The sequence below is a fragment of the Streptomyces sp. NPDC031274 genome, from assembly GCF_055570235.1.
Map to the genome: position 1 here is coordinate 42,479 of NZ_JBVIHP010000028.1, position 14,325 is coordinate 56,803.

Here is a 14,325-nt window from a genome sequence, read left to right on the forward strand (position 1 = left end):
AGGCAACCCCCAACCCCCCCCCCCCCCCCCCCCCCCCCCCCCCCCCCGCCCCCCCCCCCCCCCCCCCCCCCCCCCGCGACGCCTGAGAGCCGTGGGACGGCCGTCAGCAGTACGCGTGGGGCGGCCGTCAGCAGTACGGTCAGCGGGGTCAGGCCAAGGAGAGGAACAGCTTCTCCAGACGGGCCCGCATCAGGACCCGGTCACCCGCCGTCTGCTCATCCTCGGCCATGCAGTGCTGGAGTCCCGTCGCGATGATCGCGAACCCGGCCCTGTCAAGGGCGCGGGAGACCGCGGCCAACTGCGTGATCACGTCCTCGCAGTCCCTGCCGTCCTCGATCATCTTGATGATGCCGGCGATCTGGCCCTGCGCCCGGCGCAGGCGGTTGAGCACCGACTTCAGCTCGTCGGCCGCCATCTCCAGCTCCACGCTGCCACCTCCATGAATACCCCTGGGGGTATTGTAGCCTGCGGGAGTGAGAGCCTTGTTTCAACGAAAGGACAGCTCCACATGACTCCCCCCACCGATCTGACCCCCACGGACCTGGCCCCCGCCCAGGCAGCCAACCACCTTGACCGCTACACCGTCATCGACGTCCGCACCCCGGGTGAGTACGCCTCCGGCCATCTCCCCGGATCCCACAACATCCCCCTCGACCACCTGCGCACGGCGCTGCCCGAGCTGAAGGCCGCCGCCGCCCGCGGCGAGCTCCTGATGGTCTGCGCCTCCGGAAACCGCTCCGCCACCGCGGGCGCCGAGCTGGCAGACGCCGACATCCCGGCCGCCACCCTCGCCGGCGGCACCACCGCCTGGGTCGCGCAGGGCCACCCGCTGCAGCCCTCCGAAGGGGCGCCGAGGGCCTGGGCGATGGAGCGCCAGGTCCGTCTCGCCGCCGGGTCCCTGGTCGTCCTGGGTCTCGCCGCCGGAACCCGCTTCAGGCCCGCGCGCTGGCTGGCCGCCGGTGTCGGCGCGGGCCTCGTCTTCTCCGCCGCCACCGACACCTGCGGCATGGCCGCCGTACTCGCCAGGCTTCCCCACAACCGCCCTCGCGCCACGGACCTGCGCACCACGCTGGACGCCCTGCAGTCCTGAGGGCGCCCGGCGGACACTCAATGGATGCGGCGCGTCCGATGCGGCCGGGTGGTGAGGCGCACGTCCGCCTCCAGGACGCGGGGCTCCGTCGCCGCCCGCGCCTCGGCGACGGTGCCCCGGGCGACCTCGCGCAGCACCGATTCCGGGGCGGCGTCGGGGTCCAGGACCAGCGTGACGCGGGCCCGCAGCCGACGGGGGCGTCCGAGGAGACGTACGTGGGCGCGGGCCACGCCGTCGACAGCCTTGGCCCGTTCGGCCATCGCCGAGGCCAGAGCCGTCGCCGAGAGGGTGACGCCCGCGTGCCCGAGCGGGAGTTCGCGCAGCCGTCCGGTGCGGACCTGCGCGACGGTCCAGGAGAGGAACAGGACGGCGCCGACGGCAAGGGCGGCGATCACGACGGGCGGCCACCAGCCGTGATCACGCCAGCGGCCGAGCATCTCCTGGTCCAGCCACACCCGGTCGGCGCCGACACGGGGCAGGGCCGACGGCATCCGCTCGCGGACGGGAGCGGCCGCGGTGGCGAGGGCGGCTCCCGCGACCAGGAGAACTGCCGCCACGCAGAGCAGAGTCGAGCGGTTCGTGCCGCTACGGAGCCGGCTCATCAGGGGGTGCTCCTCTCCGCCGTCGCGGGCTCACGGTCAGGTGCTGCCGGGGCGCGCCAGGTGGGTGTCGTTCGCACCCGAACGCGCAGCCGCAGCGGCCTGGCCAGGCCGAGCTCGGCGGTCGACGCCTCGGCGGCCTGGGTCACCGCCCGCCGCGCACCGTCCACGTCACCGAATTCGAGAGCGGCGCGCACCCGTGCCGTACGGCGGCCGACCTCGACCCGGACCCGGCCGACGCCGGGCACGTCGGTCACGGCGTCCCGCAGGAACACCGCGACCGCCCGCCGTTCCAGGACCGCGCGCACGCCCGGCTCCGGCGGCTTCATCGGGAGATGACCGCGTCGGCCCGGCGTGACGGCGAGGACAAGCAGCCACACGCCGAGCGCGAACACGGCGATCGCCGCGAGGACGCCCGAGGCCGTGGCGCTGTCCGGACCATGCGTGGCAAGCCACTCCATCGCCTGGACCCGCCACCGCGCGGGAGCGTGCCCGGCCGCGTGCACGGACACCACGTCGTACAGCAGCACTCCGCAGGCCACGGCGGCGGCGAGGGCAAGCACCGCGACCGGCAGACGGCGCCCGGACCACGGACGGTGCGTACGACCCCCGGTCGCCCCCGCGGCCTCGGTGGCCGTCACCGGTGGCGCGAGCTGCCCGGCGGACCGCGCCCGGGGGGACAGACCCCGGACGCGGATCCGCGCCGATGGCACGGCCAGACCGGTGAGCCGGGCGGTGCGTTCGGCGACGTGCGACCGTACGCGCTCGCCGGCCTCGTCGAGCACGGCGGGATAGGGCAGGGTCACGGTGACACCGACCTGGGCCCGGCGACCGCGTACGGCCGCCGACCCCCGGCTCACCTCGACCGCGCCGGGTGCCAGCGCTTCCGTCGCGGCGCGTTCCGCGATGCGGCGCACAGCGCGGTCCGCGACCGTCGTCGTGCCGCGCTCCGCCGGTGGCGTGGTCATCGCCGCTCCCGGTCACGCCCGCCGAGGAAGGCGCGGAGGTCCGTGCCTTCGTCGACGAGGCGGCCGAGGACGAAGCCGACCGCGCCGAGCGCCGCGACCAGAAGGAACGCGCCGAAGCCGCCGAACCACCCGGCGAATCCCAGGGCCATGCCCGCCATCAGACCGACCAGAGCTGTGCTCACCACTCACCTCACACCACTGACAGAAGAGGAGACGTCTTACGGAGACGTGCTACGGAGACGTCCTACGGGGATGTCGTACGGGGATGTCTTACGAGGGGGACGGCGAGCTACTCGACGCGCGTCTCGCCGCCCGCGTCCGCGGTGTCGTCCTCGGGCAGGTGGACGTCGTTGACGGCGACGTTCACCTCGACGACCTCGAGGCCGGTGATGCGCTCCACCGCCGAGATGACGTTCTCGCGCACGTCATGGGCGACGTCCGTGATGGGCACGCCGTACTCGACGACGATGTCGAGGTCGATGGCCGTCTGCCGCTCGCCGACCTCGACCTTCACCCCGCGGCCGACGTTCGGGCGTCCGCCGGGAACACGGTCGCGTACGGCGCCGATCGTGCGGGACAGGCCGCCCCCCATGTCGAACACGCCGGGAATCTCGCGGGCCGCCATTCCGGCGATCTTCACGACCACGACATCGGCGATGGTCGTCTTGCCGCGCGTCGCCGCCGGCTCGCCCGCGCCCGTACGGCCCGTGACGGTGGTGGCTCCCAGGGCGCTCTTGTGTGCCCCGCCGGTGAGGTCCTTCTCGGTGCCGCCGGACACGGCTGCGTTCGAAGTGAGGTCCTGCGTCGTCATGGTGGCATCTCCTGGTCGTCTGGTCGGCTGGTCGTTGTCGGGGACTTCGCTCTTCTCCTGCTCTGACCCGGGTGCCGTAGGCCTGTTACGCGCCTCGCGAGAATTTCTCCCTCCGGCGTGTAGCGTTCCCGGGCCGCGTAACGCGGCGGGCTTTTCCTGTGTCGTACGAGCACGACTGAAGTGAGAGGAGCCGCGTGTGCCGGGCGACCGGGGCGGAACACCCGAGGAAGTGGACGCGTCATCGAGACGTGAGGACGGGCTGCTCGCGGTGCGGGCCGCGGAGGGCGACGAGGAGGCCTTCGAAGCTCTCGTGCACCGCCACGCGCCCATAGCGCTGCGCCTTGCCACCCGCCTGCTCGGGAGCCGTCCGGAGGCGGAGGACGCCGTGCAGGACTCCTTCGTCAGCGCCTGGCGCAAGCTGCCGGAGTTTCGCGGGGACGCGCAGTTCAGTACGTGGATCTACCGCATCGTCACCAACCGCTGCCTGAACGTGCTGCGTTCACGGCGGCCTGTCGTGCCGCTGGACGGCCTGCCCGAACCGCCCGCGCCGGAGCACGAGTTCTCGCCCGCGCGGGCGGCCGAGGCGCACGCCGCCGTGGAGGACCTGGCGCGGGCGATGGAAGGGCTCTCGCCGGAACAGCGGGTGTGCTGGGTGCTGCGTGAGCTGGACGGGGCGCCGTACGAATCCATCGCCGAGACGGTCGGTATCAGTCCGGAGGCGGTCCGCGGCCGGGTCTTCAGAGCGCGGCGCTATCTGACGGAGGCGATGGCCGCATGGCGATGAACGGGGAATCCGTACCGGACAGCGAAGTGCCGGAGAGCGAAGTGCCGGACAACGAGGTACTGGACAACGAGCGGGAGGCGGGCTTCGGAGTGCCGTCGGAGGACGAACTACTGCCCTGCGGCCGCGAGTTGTCGTACGTATGGGAACTGTGGGAAGCGGGCGTGCCCGATTCCCACGCCGAGAGCTGCCCGCACTGCGCACAGGCCGTGGACGCCCTGCGCCATCTTGAGGGGATCGTCACGGAGGCACGCGACACGGCGACTCGGGAGCCGGACACCTCCGCGCTCACCGGCCGTGTCATGGACGTGGTGCGGCTTGAACTGCGGCCGGGCCGGACGCTGCCGCTCGGCGATGAGGACGAGGACGCGTGGATCGTGGAGGCAGCCGCCGCCAGAACGGTCCGGGCGGCGGCCGAGTCGCTGCCCGGCGTGCGCGCGGGCAGCTGCCGTATCGATCCGCTGGAGGACGGCTCCGCGTCCCCGGCGCCCGCGGGGCGCCTGGCGCGAGGACCGGTCACGATCCGCGTCGAGGTGCAGGTCCCGCTCACATGGAACCTGCCGGAGGCCGCGGACCGGGTGCGAAGCCAGGTCCGTGAGGCGGCGGACGCCGATCTCGGCATGCGGGTCGCGGCCGTGGACGTGACGATCACCGATGTCATCGACGACGCAGGCGACGACAGCGTGGAAGGGTGGCGGCAGTGAACGAATCGGATGTTTCCCGCGTGCTGGCGGAAGCCGTCATAGAAGCGGTCCTCGACACCCCGGGGGTGGCCTTCCTGCGGCCGGGGCTGGTGGATCTCCTGCGCTCTTCGGCCTTGTGGAGGCGGGGGCTCCCCAGTACTCCGGCGGGCTCGGCCGGAGTGCAGGTGCGGCGGCGGAAGGACACCCAGGACTGGAGCGTGGAGGTGTACGTCGTCCTGCACAGGGGACGGCGGGCCCTGGACGTGACACGAGAGGTGCGCTCGGCCGCCGCGAAGGCCGTCGAACGGGTGACGGGGGAGCGGATGACGGGGGAGCGGGCCGCCCCGGCGGAGATCGCCGTCACGGTCACCGGACTCGTCTGAGATGAGACGCCCAGACCCGAGCGCGCCCAAAGCCCGGGCACCCGCTCCGCTCACGTCTGGCTGAACAGCCGTCCCTCCACGGCCAGCGCCAGTACGGCGCGCGGGTCCGCCTCCGCGCCACGACGGAACGCCTGCTCGAAGGTCTGGCTTCCGACGGCCGTGCGGGCCCGGTCACGGGACGCCTCGCGGACGTCGTGCAGTTCGGGTGTCCCGCGCTGGCCGTGCCCCACGGAACGCCAGTAGGTCTGGCCCGTTCCCGACAGCATGGCGGAGGTCTCCCCCTGGCCGAGCGCGGCCGCCGCCGCGGCGAGCACGTCCATGCCAAGGGCGATGCCGAAGCTGTCGCCCAGGCGGCGCTTGCCGTCCAGCATCGCGCGGGCGTGCTCGGCGGCCCGTGCGGGATCGTCCTGGGCCAGCGCGATCAGGGCGAGCTGGTAGTCGGCGTAGGCGCGGGTCCAGCACTCGTCCCGCGCGGCGCAGTCCTCCCGGAGCGAGGTGGCGCGCGCCGCCGCTTCGTCGAGGCGTCCGAGTCCGGTGAGGGCGAAGATCCGTACCAGGTGACAGCGGAGCACCGAAGGGGAGGCGAAGGCCGGGCCCGCGGTCTGCCGGAGCGCGGAATCGGCCACGTCCAGGGCCGCGTCGGGTTCACCGGACAGCAGGTGGGTGATGCCGAGGAGGTATGCCGCGGCGATCCGCCCCTCCACGTCGTCGTCGCGAGCCGCGGTCCGCGCGCACTCCTCGCCGAGCTCGGCCGCCTGGTCGTGACGGCCCTGCAGCAGGACGACCACGCCGAGCGCCCAGCGGGCCCTCGCGCGCGCCGGGCTCTCGGTGTCGCACAGCAGGAGTGCCTGCCCCAAGTAGCTCCGGGCCTCGCGCAGATGGCCGCAGCAGCTCCAGAAGAAGGCGACCCGGCCGATGAGTTCGAGGGCGCGCTCGGGTTCGGCCGCGGCGAGATGGTCGAGCGCGGCGCACAGGTCGGTGTGCGACGTGGCGACGCGCCGGTACCACGCGACCTGTTCCGTACCCAGCCAGCCCTCGTCGGCCAGTCGGGCGAGCCGGACGAAGTGGTCCGCGTGCCGGGCGGCGGCAGCTTCCTGTTCCCGTAGCTCGGCCAGCCACATCGCCCCGTACTCGCGCACGGTGTCGAGCAGGCGGTAGCGGCCGCTCGCGTCCTGGCCGACCACGGACTTGGCGATCAGACCCGCGAGCGCGACGGGGATGGTGTCGGGGCCGAGCGGGCCTCCCGCGCAGACGTCCTGCACGGAGTCGTCGTCGAAGGAGCCGCGGAAGACCGAGAGCCTCGCCCAGAGCAGCCGTTCCAGCGGCTCGCACAGCTCGTGGCTCCAGCCGATGGCCGTGCGCAGAGTCCGGTGCCGCCGCGGCCAGATGGGCGCCGCCGCCTGCAACTCGCCCTGGTGCGAGCGGAGCCGGGCGGCGAGCCGGCGCGGGGAGTGGTGCGCCAGTTGGGCGGAGGCGAGTTCGAGCGCGAGCGGAAGTCCGTCGAGGAGCCTGCAGATCTCCGCCGCGTCCTCCCGCTGCCCCGGCTGCTCCGTGCGGGCCCCGGGCGCGAAGGCCGCGGCGCGTTCGAAGAGCAGGGTGAGCGCGTCGCTGTGGCACGGCAGCGGTTCAAGGCCCAGGAGCGTCTCGCCGCGCATGTCGAGCGGCTGCCTGCTGGTGATCAGGACGGTGAGCCGCGGACACGCCGTGAACAGGTCGGTGACCAGACTCCGGCAGGCTTCGACGAGGTGTTCGCAGGAGTCGAGTACGAGCAGCCGGGGCCGGTCGGCCAACCAGTCGCGGAGGGCGTCGATCGGCATGCCCGGCGTGTGGTCGGCCAGACCGACGGCGTCGGCCACGGTCGGGATCAGCAACCGGTCGTCCGGCAGCGCGCCGAGGTCGGCCCAGCACACGTCGCCGAGCACCGCGATGTCGCTGTCGGCCAGGGAGTGCAGGGTGTGCACGGCCAGGCGCGTCTTGCCCACCCCGCCCGTGCCGGTGAGCGTGGTCAGCCGATGCGTCACGAGCGTCGAGGCGAGAGTCTGCCGTTCGACGGCCCGCCCCACGAAACGGTCCGTCTCCTCCGGAACATTGCCCACCATCAGGACAGTCTCCACCAGTCGCGGAGACGTGGCGGACCAGGTGCACGAAAGGGGCGCCTCCAGCATGGGCGTGTGCGACTCCCCGCGGCGGGGCGAGGCAGGGGCTGACATTCATGCTACTGATGAGTAAGGTCGCGGGTCGAGGATCGGAGTTGTCATGACCCGCACGTTCACAGTGTCCCGAAGCATCCTGGTCGAGGCGTCACCGCGGTCGGTGTACGAGCAGGTCAGCCAGCCCGCTCTGATGGGGCGCTGGAGTCCCGAGAACCTCGGGGCGACCGTCCCCGGGGACGAAGCGCCCGCCGGTGTCGGCCTGGTCTTCGAGGGGCACAACAAGCGCGGCCCGTTCCGCTGGACCACGCGCTGCACGGTGACCGATGCCGATCCGGGCAAGCGCTTCGCCTTCCGCGTTCACGCGATCGGGCTGAAGCGCCCCCGGCTGCGGGCCCCGATCGCCACCTGGGAGTACCGGTTCGAGGACCGTGACGGTGCGACCAAGGTGACCGAGACCTGGACGGACGACAGGCGCTCCTGGCCGACCTTCGTGGCCAACGCCTTCGACCGCCTCGCCACGGGTGGGAAGACCTTCGCGGTCTTCCAGGTCGGCAACATCGACAGGACCCTGAAGAACCTCAAGCGGGAGTTCGAGACGGCGCGTTGACCGTGTCGCCGTTCGGCGGCCCTGTGATCGGAGCGATCGGCGTATCGGCCGCCCGTACCCAGCGTGGCCCCTTTGGCCCGTACACCGCGCGCGGCTCCGGGAAGGCCGCGAGCAGGGTGAGGTAGACGACCGCCGCGACGGCCGCTCCCAGCGGGAGGCTGATGTCGGTGCCGTTCACGAGGTCGCCGAGCGGCCCGACGAACTGGCCGGGGATGTTGGTGAAGAGCACGCCGGTCACCGCGCCGGTCCACCAGGCCGCCATGCCGCGCCAGTTCCAGCCGCGCGCGAACCAGTAGCGCCCGCCGTGCTGCCGCCGCGTGAAGACCTGGAGCGCCTCGGGGTCGTACCAGCCGCGCCGGGTGACGTAGCCGAGCATCATGACGATCATCCACGGCACCGTGCAGGTGATGATCATCGTGGCGAAGGTGGAGATCGCCTGGACCAGGTTGAAGCCGAAGCGGCCCACGAAGATGAACGTGATGGACAGGACGCCGATCAGGACGGTGGCCTGGACACGGCCGAGCCGCGGGAAGACCGAGGAGAAGTCGAGGCCGGTGCCGTACAGCGCGGTGGTCCCGGTCGACATGCCGCCGATCAGGGCGATCAGGCAGACCGGCAGGAAGTACCAGCCGGGCGCGATCGCGAGCAGACCGCCGACGAAGTTCGGGGCGGCAGGGTCCATGTACTCGGGCGCCCGCTCGGCGATGATCGCCGCGGTCGCCAGGCCGAAGCCGAACGGAAGGACCGTGGCGACCTGCGAGAGGAAGGCCGCCCCCATCACCTTGCGGCGAGACGTCCGCGCGGGGATGTAGCGCGCCCAGTCGCCCAGGAAGGCGCCGAAGGAGACCGGGTTGGAGAGCACGATCAGCGCGGCGCCGACGAAGGACGGCCAGAACAGGTGCTGGGTGGCCTGGTCGGCGCCTGAAGTGAAGATCCCGGCGTACGAGGGATCGAAGTCCCCCGCGAAGGCGACGAGGCCGAGGACGAACAGAAGGGTCGCCGCCACGACCGCGATCTTGTTGACGAGCAGCATGAAGCGGAATCCGTAGACGCACACGGCAAGGACGAGCGCGGCGAACACGGCGTACGCGCAGCCGTAGGCCACATCGCTCTCCGGCACGCCGAGCAGCCGGTGCGCCCCGCCGATGAGCGCGTCGCCCGAGCTCCACACCGACAGGGAGAAGAACGCCACGGCGGTGAGCAGGGAGAGGAAGGAGCCGACGATCCTGCCGTGCACGCCCAGGTGCGCCGACGACGAGACGGCGTTGTTCGTGCCGTTGCGCGGCCCGAACACCGCCATCGGGGCGAGGAGCAGGGAGCCGATGAGCAGTCCGAGGAGCATCGCCGCGAGCCCCTGCCAGAAGGAGAGGCCGAAGAGGATCGGGAACGCGCCGAGCACGCAGGTGGCGAACGTGTTGGCGCCGCCGAACGCGAGCCGGAACAGGTCGAGCGGCCCGGCCGAGCGGTCCGCGTCCGGGATGCGTTCGACTCCGTGCGTCTCGACCTCGGTGACGGACGGCGATGACTCCTTGGGCACAGGCAGCTCCCTGGGGGACGGCACCACGACGTGCGAGGTGCTGTGGCGTAATGAATCGCAGGGACCGTAAACGCCGTGCGCCCTACCGCGCCAGTGCCCGATTCGCACTGCGCGCGCTGATGCGATGGATGAATCGCACATTCGCTGCCGTAAAGATCCTTACAGCGCGTCGAGTTCGCGGATCACCGTCATGTCGTCGAAGGCGATGAACTGATCGCCGACGATCTGGTGCGGCTCGCTGCCCTTGCCCGCGACGAGCACGATGTCGCCCCGCCGCGCGGCGGACAGCGCGTGCGCGATCGCGGCACGGCGGTCGGCCACCCGATGGAAGGGCGTACCGGTGGACGTCAGACCGGGAACGATCTGGTCCAGGATGATCTCGGGGTCTTCGTTGCGCGGGTTGTCCGAGGTGAGGACGCACAGATCGGAGTGGCGGCCCGCGATCTCGCCCATCAGAGGGCGCTTGGTGATGTCCCGGTCGCCGCCGCAGCCGAAGACCGTGATCAGTGACCCGGTCACGAAGCCGCGGATCGTGGCGAGGACCTTCTCCAGAGAGTCCGGCGAGTGCGCGTAGTCGACGACCACGCAGACACCCCGCGCCGTGGTGAAGCGTTCGAGCCGGCCCGGCGTGGGTGGCATCCGGTCCAGGGCCTCGACGAGGGCCGGCAGTTCATGCCCGAGCAGATGGCAGGCCGCGAGGGTGGCCAGCGCGTTGGACACCGAGAAGCGGCCCGGTATCGGGATCGCGGCAGGGTACTTGCGGCCGTCGTGGTGGAGCGTGAAGCGGGTGCCCGAGGCGTCCACGACCAGGTCGCTCGCCCGGTAGTCGGCCGGTGCGTCCAGGCCGTACGTGGTCACCGCGCCCGGCATCAGGGCCTGGATCTCGGCGCTGACGGGGTCGTCGGCGTTGACCACCGCGCGGTCGCACAGCCCTCCGAAGAGGCGCAGCTTGGCGTTCTTGTAGTGCTCCATGGTCCCGTGGTCGTCCAGGTGGTCCTGGGTGAGATTGGTGAAGACACCGACGGCGACGGGCACATGGTCCAGGCGCTGCTCCAGCAGACCCATGGACGTGGCTTCGAGGACCACGCTGCTCGTGCCCCGGTCCCGCATATGGCCGAGAAGGTAGTGCAGATCCGGTGACTCGGGGGTGCTCAGCACCGACCGTGGCATCGGTATCCGCTCCGTGCCGATCCGGCTTCCCGAGGTGCCGATCACCCCCACCTTCGCGCCCTCGGCCAGCCTGAGCACCGACTCGACCATGTACGAGACGGAAGTCTTGCCGTTCGTGCCCGTGATCGCCACGACGTCCATCGCGCGGCCGGGGTCGCCGTAGTAGCGGGAGGCGACGAGCGAGGCGGCGGCCCGTGCGTCGGTGACCCGCACCACGCACACCTGCCCGGCGGACCCCGCGGCCGGTGGCATGCCCTCCTCGGCGAGGACCGCCACGGCTCCCCGTTCCAGTGCCCGTTCGATGCCGCCGGGCCCGCCCTCCTCGTGGCCGGGGACGGCGACGTACAGCGATCCGGGCGTCACCTGCCCGGCGTCGAAGGTCATTCCCGCGGTGACCGGGACGCCCGGGTCACCGTGCAGAACGTGGTGGTCGTGCCCGTCGAGCAGTGCGCTGAGCTTCACAAAAGTCCCCTCGAAGGCGGTTCACGCACACCGCGCACGCCCGGCCTGGGAGGCGAGGGCGACGACGTGCCGGAATCCGCGGTGTACGCGTAAGGCGAGCGGGGCCCCACAGGGGGGATATCTGCGTGCGGGCCGAAGGGCCAAGACGGCCGAGGAACGCTACCTGTGCGCCGCACGACTGGTCGCAGAGGACCGGATCCGGGTCGTGGAGGGCTGAACACAGGTGGTCGGGCGGAGCAGGAACCTGCCCGACACCGCTTCAGTGTACGTCCGCGAAGGATCACGGCAGACGTGTCGGAAACTCGCCGGCCGCGCGGCGCGTGCCCCTCCCACGGTCAAGACCGGTTCGTCCGTGGCCGACTGGGCCCTCGCCCGGATCCCGCCGGTCCACAGGGCCGTGCTCGTCCACGCGCGGGCCGTGTACGTCGCGGGGGAGGAGGAACGCTGGGGAGAACTGCGACCTTCGGTGGGTCGGTATGTCTCGTATGTCGCCGGTGCGGTCGAGGTTCTGGGTGGGGAAAGTACGGCCTGACGCGGTTCTGGGCGGGATCGAGTACTGCCTGAGGGGCCCGGCGACCCTCTCAACTGCCCTTATGCGACGACCTCTTGACGTGAATGCGTCACTCGGTATGGTCTAGTCCAACGGCGGGAGGCGTTCCGGAAAGCCGTGGCTCCGGCGTGCCGGTGCGCTCCCTGATCGCGCATCCCCCACCGCAGCCCCCCCACCGGACCCCCGCCGCATCCCCCATCGCATCCCCCATCGCATCCCCCCACCACCCGGCAGTCGGTCGCGCACGCACCGGCGGCCCAAGGAGTGATCCCCCATGCGTCCTCGTGTACTCGCCGCGCTGACCGCGACCGCCTCCGTCGCCGCCCTCACCCTCCTGACCCTCGCGCCCAACGCCTCCGCCGAGAAGGCGCAGAAGGCGGAGCCGGGGAAGCGGGCGGCGGCGGAGTTCGTCGTCAGTGAGGCCCAGTTCAATCAGATGTTCCCGAACCGGAACTCCTTCTACACCTACGGCGGGTTGAAGGAGGCGCTCAGCGCCTACCCCGAATTCACCGGCACCGGCAGCGACACCGTACGCAAGCAGGAGGCGGCGGCCTTCCTGGCGAACGTCAGTCACGAGACGGGCGGCCTGGTCCACGTCGTCGAGCAGAACACCGCGAACTACCCGCACTACTGCGACAGTTCCCAGCCGTACGGCTGCCCGGCGGGCAACGACAAGTACTACGGACGCGGCCCGATCCAGCTCAGCTGGAACTTCAACTACAAGGCGGCGGGCGACGCCCTGAAGATCGACCTCCTGAACAACCCCGACCTCGTCCAGAACGACGCGGCCGTGGCGTGGAAGACCGGCCTCTGGTACTGGAACACGCAGAACGGTCCGGGAACGATGACGCCGCACAACGCGATGGTCAACAGTGCGGGATTCGGCGAGACGATCCGCAGCATCAACGGCAGTCTGGAATGCGACGGGAAGAACCCTGAGCAGGTGCAGAGCCGGATCAACAACTACACCCAGTTCACCGGGATCCTCGGCGTCGCCACGGGCGACAAGCTCAGCTGCTGAGGCCGCCCCGGCGACCAGGTGTCGCTGCTCCCCCTCGCCCCGCCGTCTTCGACACGGCGGGGCGAGGGGTGATTTTCAGCCAACATTAGTGCAGCGCTCAACGTTCCGGTGGGAGGGGCTGGTTGGGTCAGGAGGCGATCAATAGCCTGGTGAGCGTTGTTTGATTTCTGCCCTAGGAGCTCAATGTCCACCGCGCAGCAGGTCCCCGACATCCTCTCGCCCGAGTTCGCCAAGGACCCGTACCCCGCGTATCAGGTGATGCGGGAGAACGCGCCGCTCTTCTGGCACGAGCCGACACAGAGCTGGATCGTCTCGCGGTACGAGGACGTCGAGCGCGTGTTCAAGGACAAGGGCTCGCAGTTCACCACCGACAACTACGACTGGCAGATCGAGCCCGTCCACGGCAAGACGATCCTCCAGCTCAGCGGCCGGGAGCACTCCGTGCGCCGCGCTCTCGTCGCACCGGCGTTCCGCGGCAGCGACCTCCAGGAGAAATTCCTGCCGGTCATCGAGCGCAACTCCCGTGAACTCATCGACACCTTCCGGCACACCGGCAGCGTGGATCTGGTCGAGGGCTACGCCACCCGCTTCCCCGTCAACGTGATCGCCGACATGCTCGGCCTCGACAAGTCCGATCACGCCCGCTTCCATGGCTGGTACACCACCGTCATCGCCTTCCTCGGCAACCTGGCGGGCGACGCCGAGGTCGCGGCGGCCGGTGAACGCACCCGGGTGGAGTTCGCCGACTACATGATCCCGATCATCCGGCAGCGCCGCGACAACCTCGGAGACGACCTGCTCTCCACCCTGTGCGCCGCCGAGGTGGATGGCGTACGGATGAGTGACGAGGACATCAAGGCCTTCTGCAGCCTGCTGCTCGCCGCGGGCGGCGAGACCACCGACAAGGCGATCGCCAGCATCTTCGCCAACCTCCTGACGCACCCCGAGCAGCTCGAAGCCGTCCGGCAGGACCGCACCCTGATAGCCCGCGCCTTCGCCGAGACCCTGCGCCACACGCCGCCGGTCCACATGATCATGCGGCAGTCGGCGACCGACGTGGAGGTCAGCGGTGGCACCATCCCCGCCGGTGCCACCGTCACCTGCCTGATCGGCTCGGCCAACCGCGACGAGAAGCGCTACCGCGAGCCGGACCGCTTCGACATCTTCCGGGACGACCTGACCACGACGACCGCGTTCTCCGCCGCCGCCGACCATCTCTCCTTCGCCCTCGGCCGGCACTTCTGCGTGGGTGCCCTGCTTGCCAAGGCCGAGGTGGAGATCGGCGTCGACCAGCTCCTCGACGCGATGCCCGACGTACGGCTCGCCGACGGCTTCGACCCCGTCGAGCAGGGAGTGTTCACCCGCGGACCGCAGTCGCTGCCGGTGCGGTTCACTCCCGTCACCGCCTGAAGCCGCCGGGGGGGGGGGGGGGGGGGGGGGGGCGGGGGGGGGGCGGGGGGGGGGGGGGGGGGGGGGGGGGGGGGGGGGGGGGGGGGGGGGGGGAAAAGGG

Annotated in this window: 16 protein-coding genes; 8 read left to right on the forward strand and 8 right to left on the reverse strand. The window is 71.3% G+C overall.

Features of this window, described 5'->3' with window-relative positions:
- Positions 1-148: 148 nt before the first annotated feature.
- Entirely contained in the window at positions 149-427 is a 279-nt protein-coding gene (locus ACZ5CR_RS34880; RefSeq protein WP_468865074.1) for a metal-sensitive transcriptional regulator, read from the reverse strand.
- 81 nt (positions 428-508) lie between these two features.
- Between ACZ5CR_RS34880 and ACZ5CR_RS34885 the strand changes: the two genes are divergently transcribed.
- Entirely contained in the window at positions 509-1,090 is a 582-nt protein-coding gene (locus tag ACZ5CR_RS34885; protein WP_468865077.1) for a rhodanese-like domain-containing protein, read from the forward strand.
- A gap of 17 nt (positions 1,091-1,107) precedes the next feature.
- On the opposite strand, the gene ACZ5CR_RS34890 is transcribed toward ACZ5CR_RS34885, so the two are convergent.
- The 4 genes from ACZ5CR_RS34890 to ACZ5CR_RS34905 all read right to left on the reverse strand — a co-directional run bounded on the left by ACZ5CR_RS34890 (position 1,108) and on the right by ACZ5CR_RS34905 (position 3,468).
- On the reverse strand, positions 1,108-1,692 hold the full coding sequence (locus tag ACZ5CR_RS34890; RefSeq protein WP_468865079.1) for an alkaline shock response membrane anchor protein AmaP: 585 nt from the start codon (positions 1,690-1,692) through the stop codon (positions 1,108-1,110).
- On the reverse strand, positions 1,692-2,657 hold the full coding sequence (locus ACZ5CR_RS34895) for a DUF6286 domain-containing Asp23/Gls24 family envelope stress response protein (protein ID WP_468865082.1): 966 nt from the start codon (positions 2,655-2,657) through the stop codon (positions 1,692-1,694). The genes ACZ5CR_RS34890 and ACZ5CR_RS34895 overlap by 1 nt, the downstream gene beginning before the upstream one ends.
- Entirely contained in the window at positions 2,654-2,839 is a 186-nt protein-coding gene (locus tag ACZ5CR_RS34900; RefSeq protein WP_249591687.1) for a hypothetical protein, read from the reverse strand. Before ACZ5CR_RS34900 ends, ACZ5CR_RS34895 begins: the two co-directional genes overlap by 4 nt.
- 107 nt (positions 2,840-2,946) lie before the next feature.
- Positions 2,947-3,468: an Asp23/Gls24 family envelope stress response protein gene (locus tag ACZ5CR_RS34905; protein WP_468865086.1), complete on the reverse strand. Its 522-nt coding sequence runs from the start codon at positions 3,466-3,468 to the stop codon at positions 2,947-2,949.
- 229 nt (positions 3,469-3,697) lie between these two features.
- Between ACZ5CR_RS34905 and ACZ5CR_RS34910 the strand changes: the two genes are divergently transcribed.
- Genes ACZ5CR_RS34910 through ACZ5CR_RS34920 form a run of 3 tightly spaced genes read left to right on the forward strand, consistent with a single transcriptional unit; the run spans position 3,698 to position 5,315 of the window.
- On the forward strand, positions 3,698-4,252 hold the full coding sequence (locus ACZ5CR_RS34910) for an RNA polymerase sigma factor (RefSeq protein ID WP_468865236.1): 555 nt from the start codon (positions 3,698-3,700) through the stop codon (positions 4,250-4,252).
- Positions 4,243-4,953 (forward strand): Asp23/Gls24 family envelope stress response protein, encoded by a 711-nt coding sequence (locus ACZ5CR_RS34915; RefSeq protein WP_468865089.1) that lies wholly within the window; start codon positions 4,243-4,245, stop codon positions 4,951-4,953. The genes ACZ5CR_RS34910 and ACZ5CR_RS34915 overlap by 10 nt, the downstream gene beginning before the upstream one ends.
- A 20-nt stretch (positions 4,954-4,973) precedes the next feature.
- The gene (locus tag ACZ5CR_RS34920; RefSeq protein ID WP_468865091.1) at positions 4,974-5,315 is read left to right on the forward strand and encodes an Asp23/Gls24 family envelope stress response protein; all 342 of its coding nucleotides are present in this window, start codon (positions 4,974-4,976) and stop codon (positions 5,313-5,315) included.
- 50 nt (positions 5,316-5,365) lie between these two features.
- Here the strand turns inward: ACZ5CR_RS34920 and ACZ5CR_RS34925 are convergent, their stop codons facing one another.
- The gene (locus ACZ5CR_RS34925) at positions 5,366-7,414 is read right to left on the reverse strand and encodes an ATP-binding protein (protein WP_468865093.1); all 2,049 of its coding nucleotides are present in this window, start codon (positions 7,412-7,414) and stop codon (positions 5,366-5,368) included.
- 157 nt (positions 7,415-7,571) lie between these two features.
- On the opposite strand from ACZ5CR_RS34925, the gene ACZ5CR_RS34930 reads away from it, so the two are divergent.
- Positions 7,572-8,075, forward strand: a complete 504-nt coding sequence (locus tag ACZ5CR_RS34930) for an SRPBCC family protein (protein ID WP_468865095.1) — start codon at positions 7,572-7,574, stop codon at positions 8,073-8,075.
- Here the strand turns inward: ACZ5CR_RS34930 and ACZ5CR_RS34935 are convergent.
- The gene (locus ACZ5CR_RS34935) at positions 8,047-9,612 is read right to left on the reverse strand and encodes a purine-cytosine permease family protein (RefSeq protein WP_468865097.1); all 1,566 of its coding nucleotides are present in this window, start codon (positions 9,610-9,612) and stop codon (positions 8,047-8,049) included. The genes ACZ5CR_RS34930 and ACZ5CR_RS34935 overlap by 29 nt on opposite strands.
- 159 nt (positions 9,613-9,771) lie before the next feature.
- Complete coding sequence (locus tag ACZ5CR_RS34940) at positions 9,772-11,244, reverse strand: UDP-N-acetylmuramoyl-L-alanyl-D-glutamate--2,6-diaminopimelate ligase (RefSeq protein ID WP_468865099.1); 1,473 nt, start codon at positions 11,242-11,244, stop codon at positions 9,772-9,774.
- Between the two features lie 352 nt (positions 11,245-11,596).
- Between ACZ5CR_RS34940 and ACZ5CR_RS34945 the strand changes: the two genes are divergently transcribed.
- The 3 genes from ACZ5CR_RS34945 to ACZ5CR_RS34955 all read left to right on the forward strand — a co-directional run bounded on the left by ACZ5CR_RS34945 (position 11,597) and on the right by ACZ5CR_RS34955 (position 14,225).
- The gene (locus ACZ5CR_RS34945; protein WP_468865102.1) at positions 11,597-11,776 is read left to right on the forward strand and encodes an aminoglycoside adenylyltransferase domain-containing protein; all 180 of its coding nucleotides are present in this window, start codon (positions 11,597-11,599) and stop codon (positions 11,774-11,776) included.
- A 292-nt stretch (positions 11,777-12,068) separates the two neighbouring features.
- The gene (locus tag ACZ5CR_RS34950; RefSeq protein WP_468865104.1) at positions 12,069-12,815 is read left to right on the forward strand and encodes a chitinase; all 747 of its coding nucleotides are present in this window, start codon (positions 12,069-12,071) and stop codon (positions 12,813-12,815) included.
- A gap of 183 nt (positions 12,816-12,998) precedes the next feature.
- The gene (locus tag ACZ5CR_RS34955; protein ID WP_468865107.1) at positions 12,999-14,225 is read left to right on the forward strand and encodes a cytochrome P450; all 1,227 of its coding nucleotides are present in this window, start codon (positions 12,999-13,001) and stop codon (positions 14,223-14,225) included.
- The last annotated feature ends 100 nt before the right edge of the window (positions 14,226-14,325 follow it).

Bases quoted from the DNA above. Each gene is read 5' to 3' on its own strand.
- ACZ5CR_RS34895 (WP_468865082.1), bottom strand. From the start codon at position 2,657: ATGACCACGCCACCGGCGGAGCGCGGCACGACGACGGTCGCGGACCGC.
- ACZ5CR_RS34890 (WP_468865079.1), bottom strand. From the start codon at position 1,692: ATGAGCCGGCTCCGTAGCGGCACGAACCGCTCGACTCTGCTCTGCGTG.
- ACZ5CR_RS34915 (WP_468865089.1), top strand. From the start codon at position 4,243: ATGGCGATGAACGGGGAATCCGTACCGGACAGCGAAGTGCCGGAGAGC.
- ACZ5CR_RS34905 (WP_468865086.1), bottom strand. From the start codon at position 3,468: ATGACGACGCAGGACCTCACTTCGAACGCAGCCGTGTCCGGCGGCACC.
- ACZ5CR_RS34930 (WP_468865095.1), top strand. From the start codon at position 7,572: ATGACCCGCACGTTCACAGTGTCCCGAAGCATCCTGGTCGAGGCGTCA.
- ACZ5CR_RS34955 (WP_468865107.1), top strand. From the start codon at position 12,999: ATGTCCACCGCGCAGCAGGTCCCCGACATCCTCTCGCCCGAGTTCGCC.
- ACZ5CR_RS34885 (WP_468865077.1), top strand. From the start codon at position 509: ATGACTCCCCCCACCGATCTGACCCCCACGGACCTGGCCCCCGCCCAG.
- ACZ5CR_RS34925 (WP_468865093.1), bottom strand. From the start codon at position 7,414: ATGGTGGGCAATGTTCCGGAGGAGACGGACCGTTTCGTGGGGCGGGCC.
- ACZ5CR_RS34950 (WP_468865104.1), top strand. From the start codon at position 12,069: ATGCGTCCTCGTGTACTCGCCGCGCTGACCGCGACCGCCTCCGTCGCC.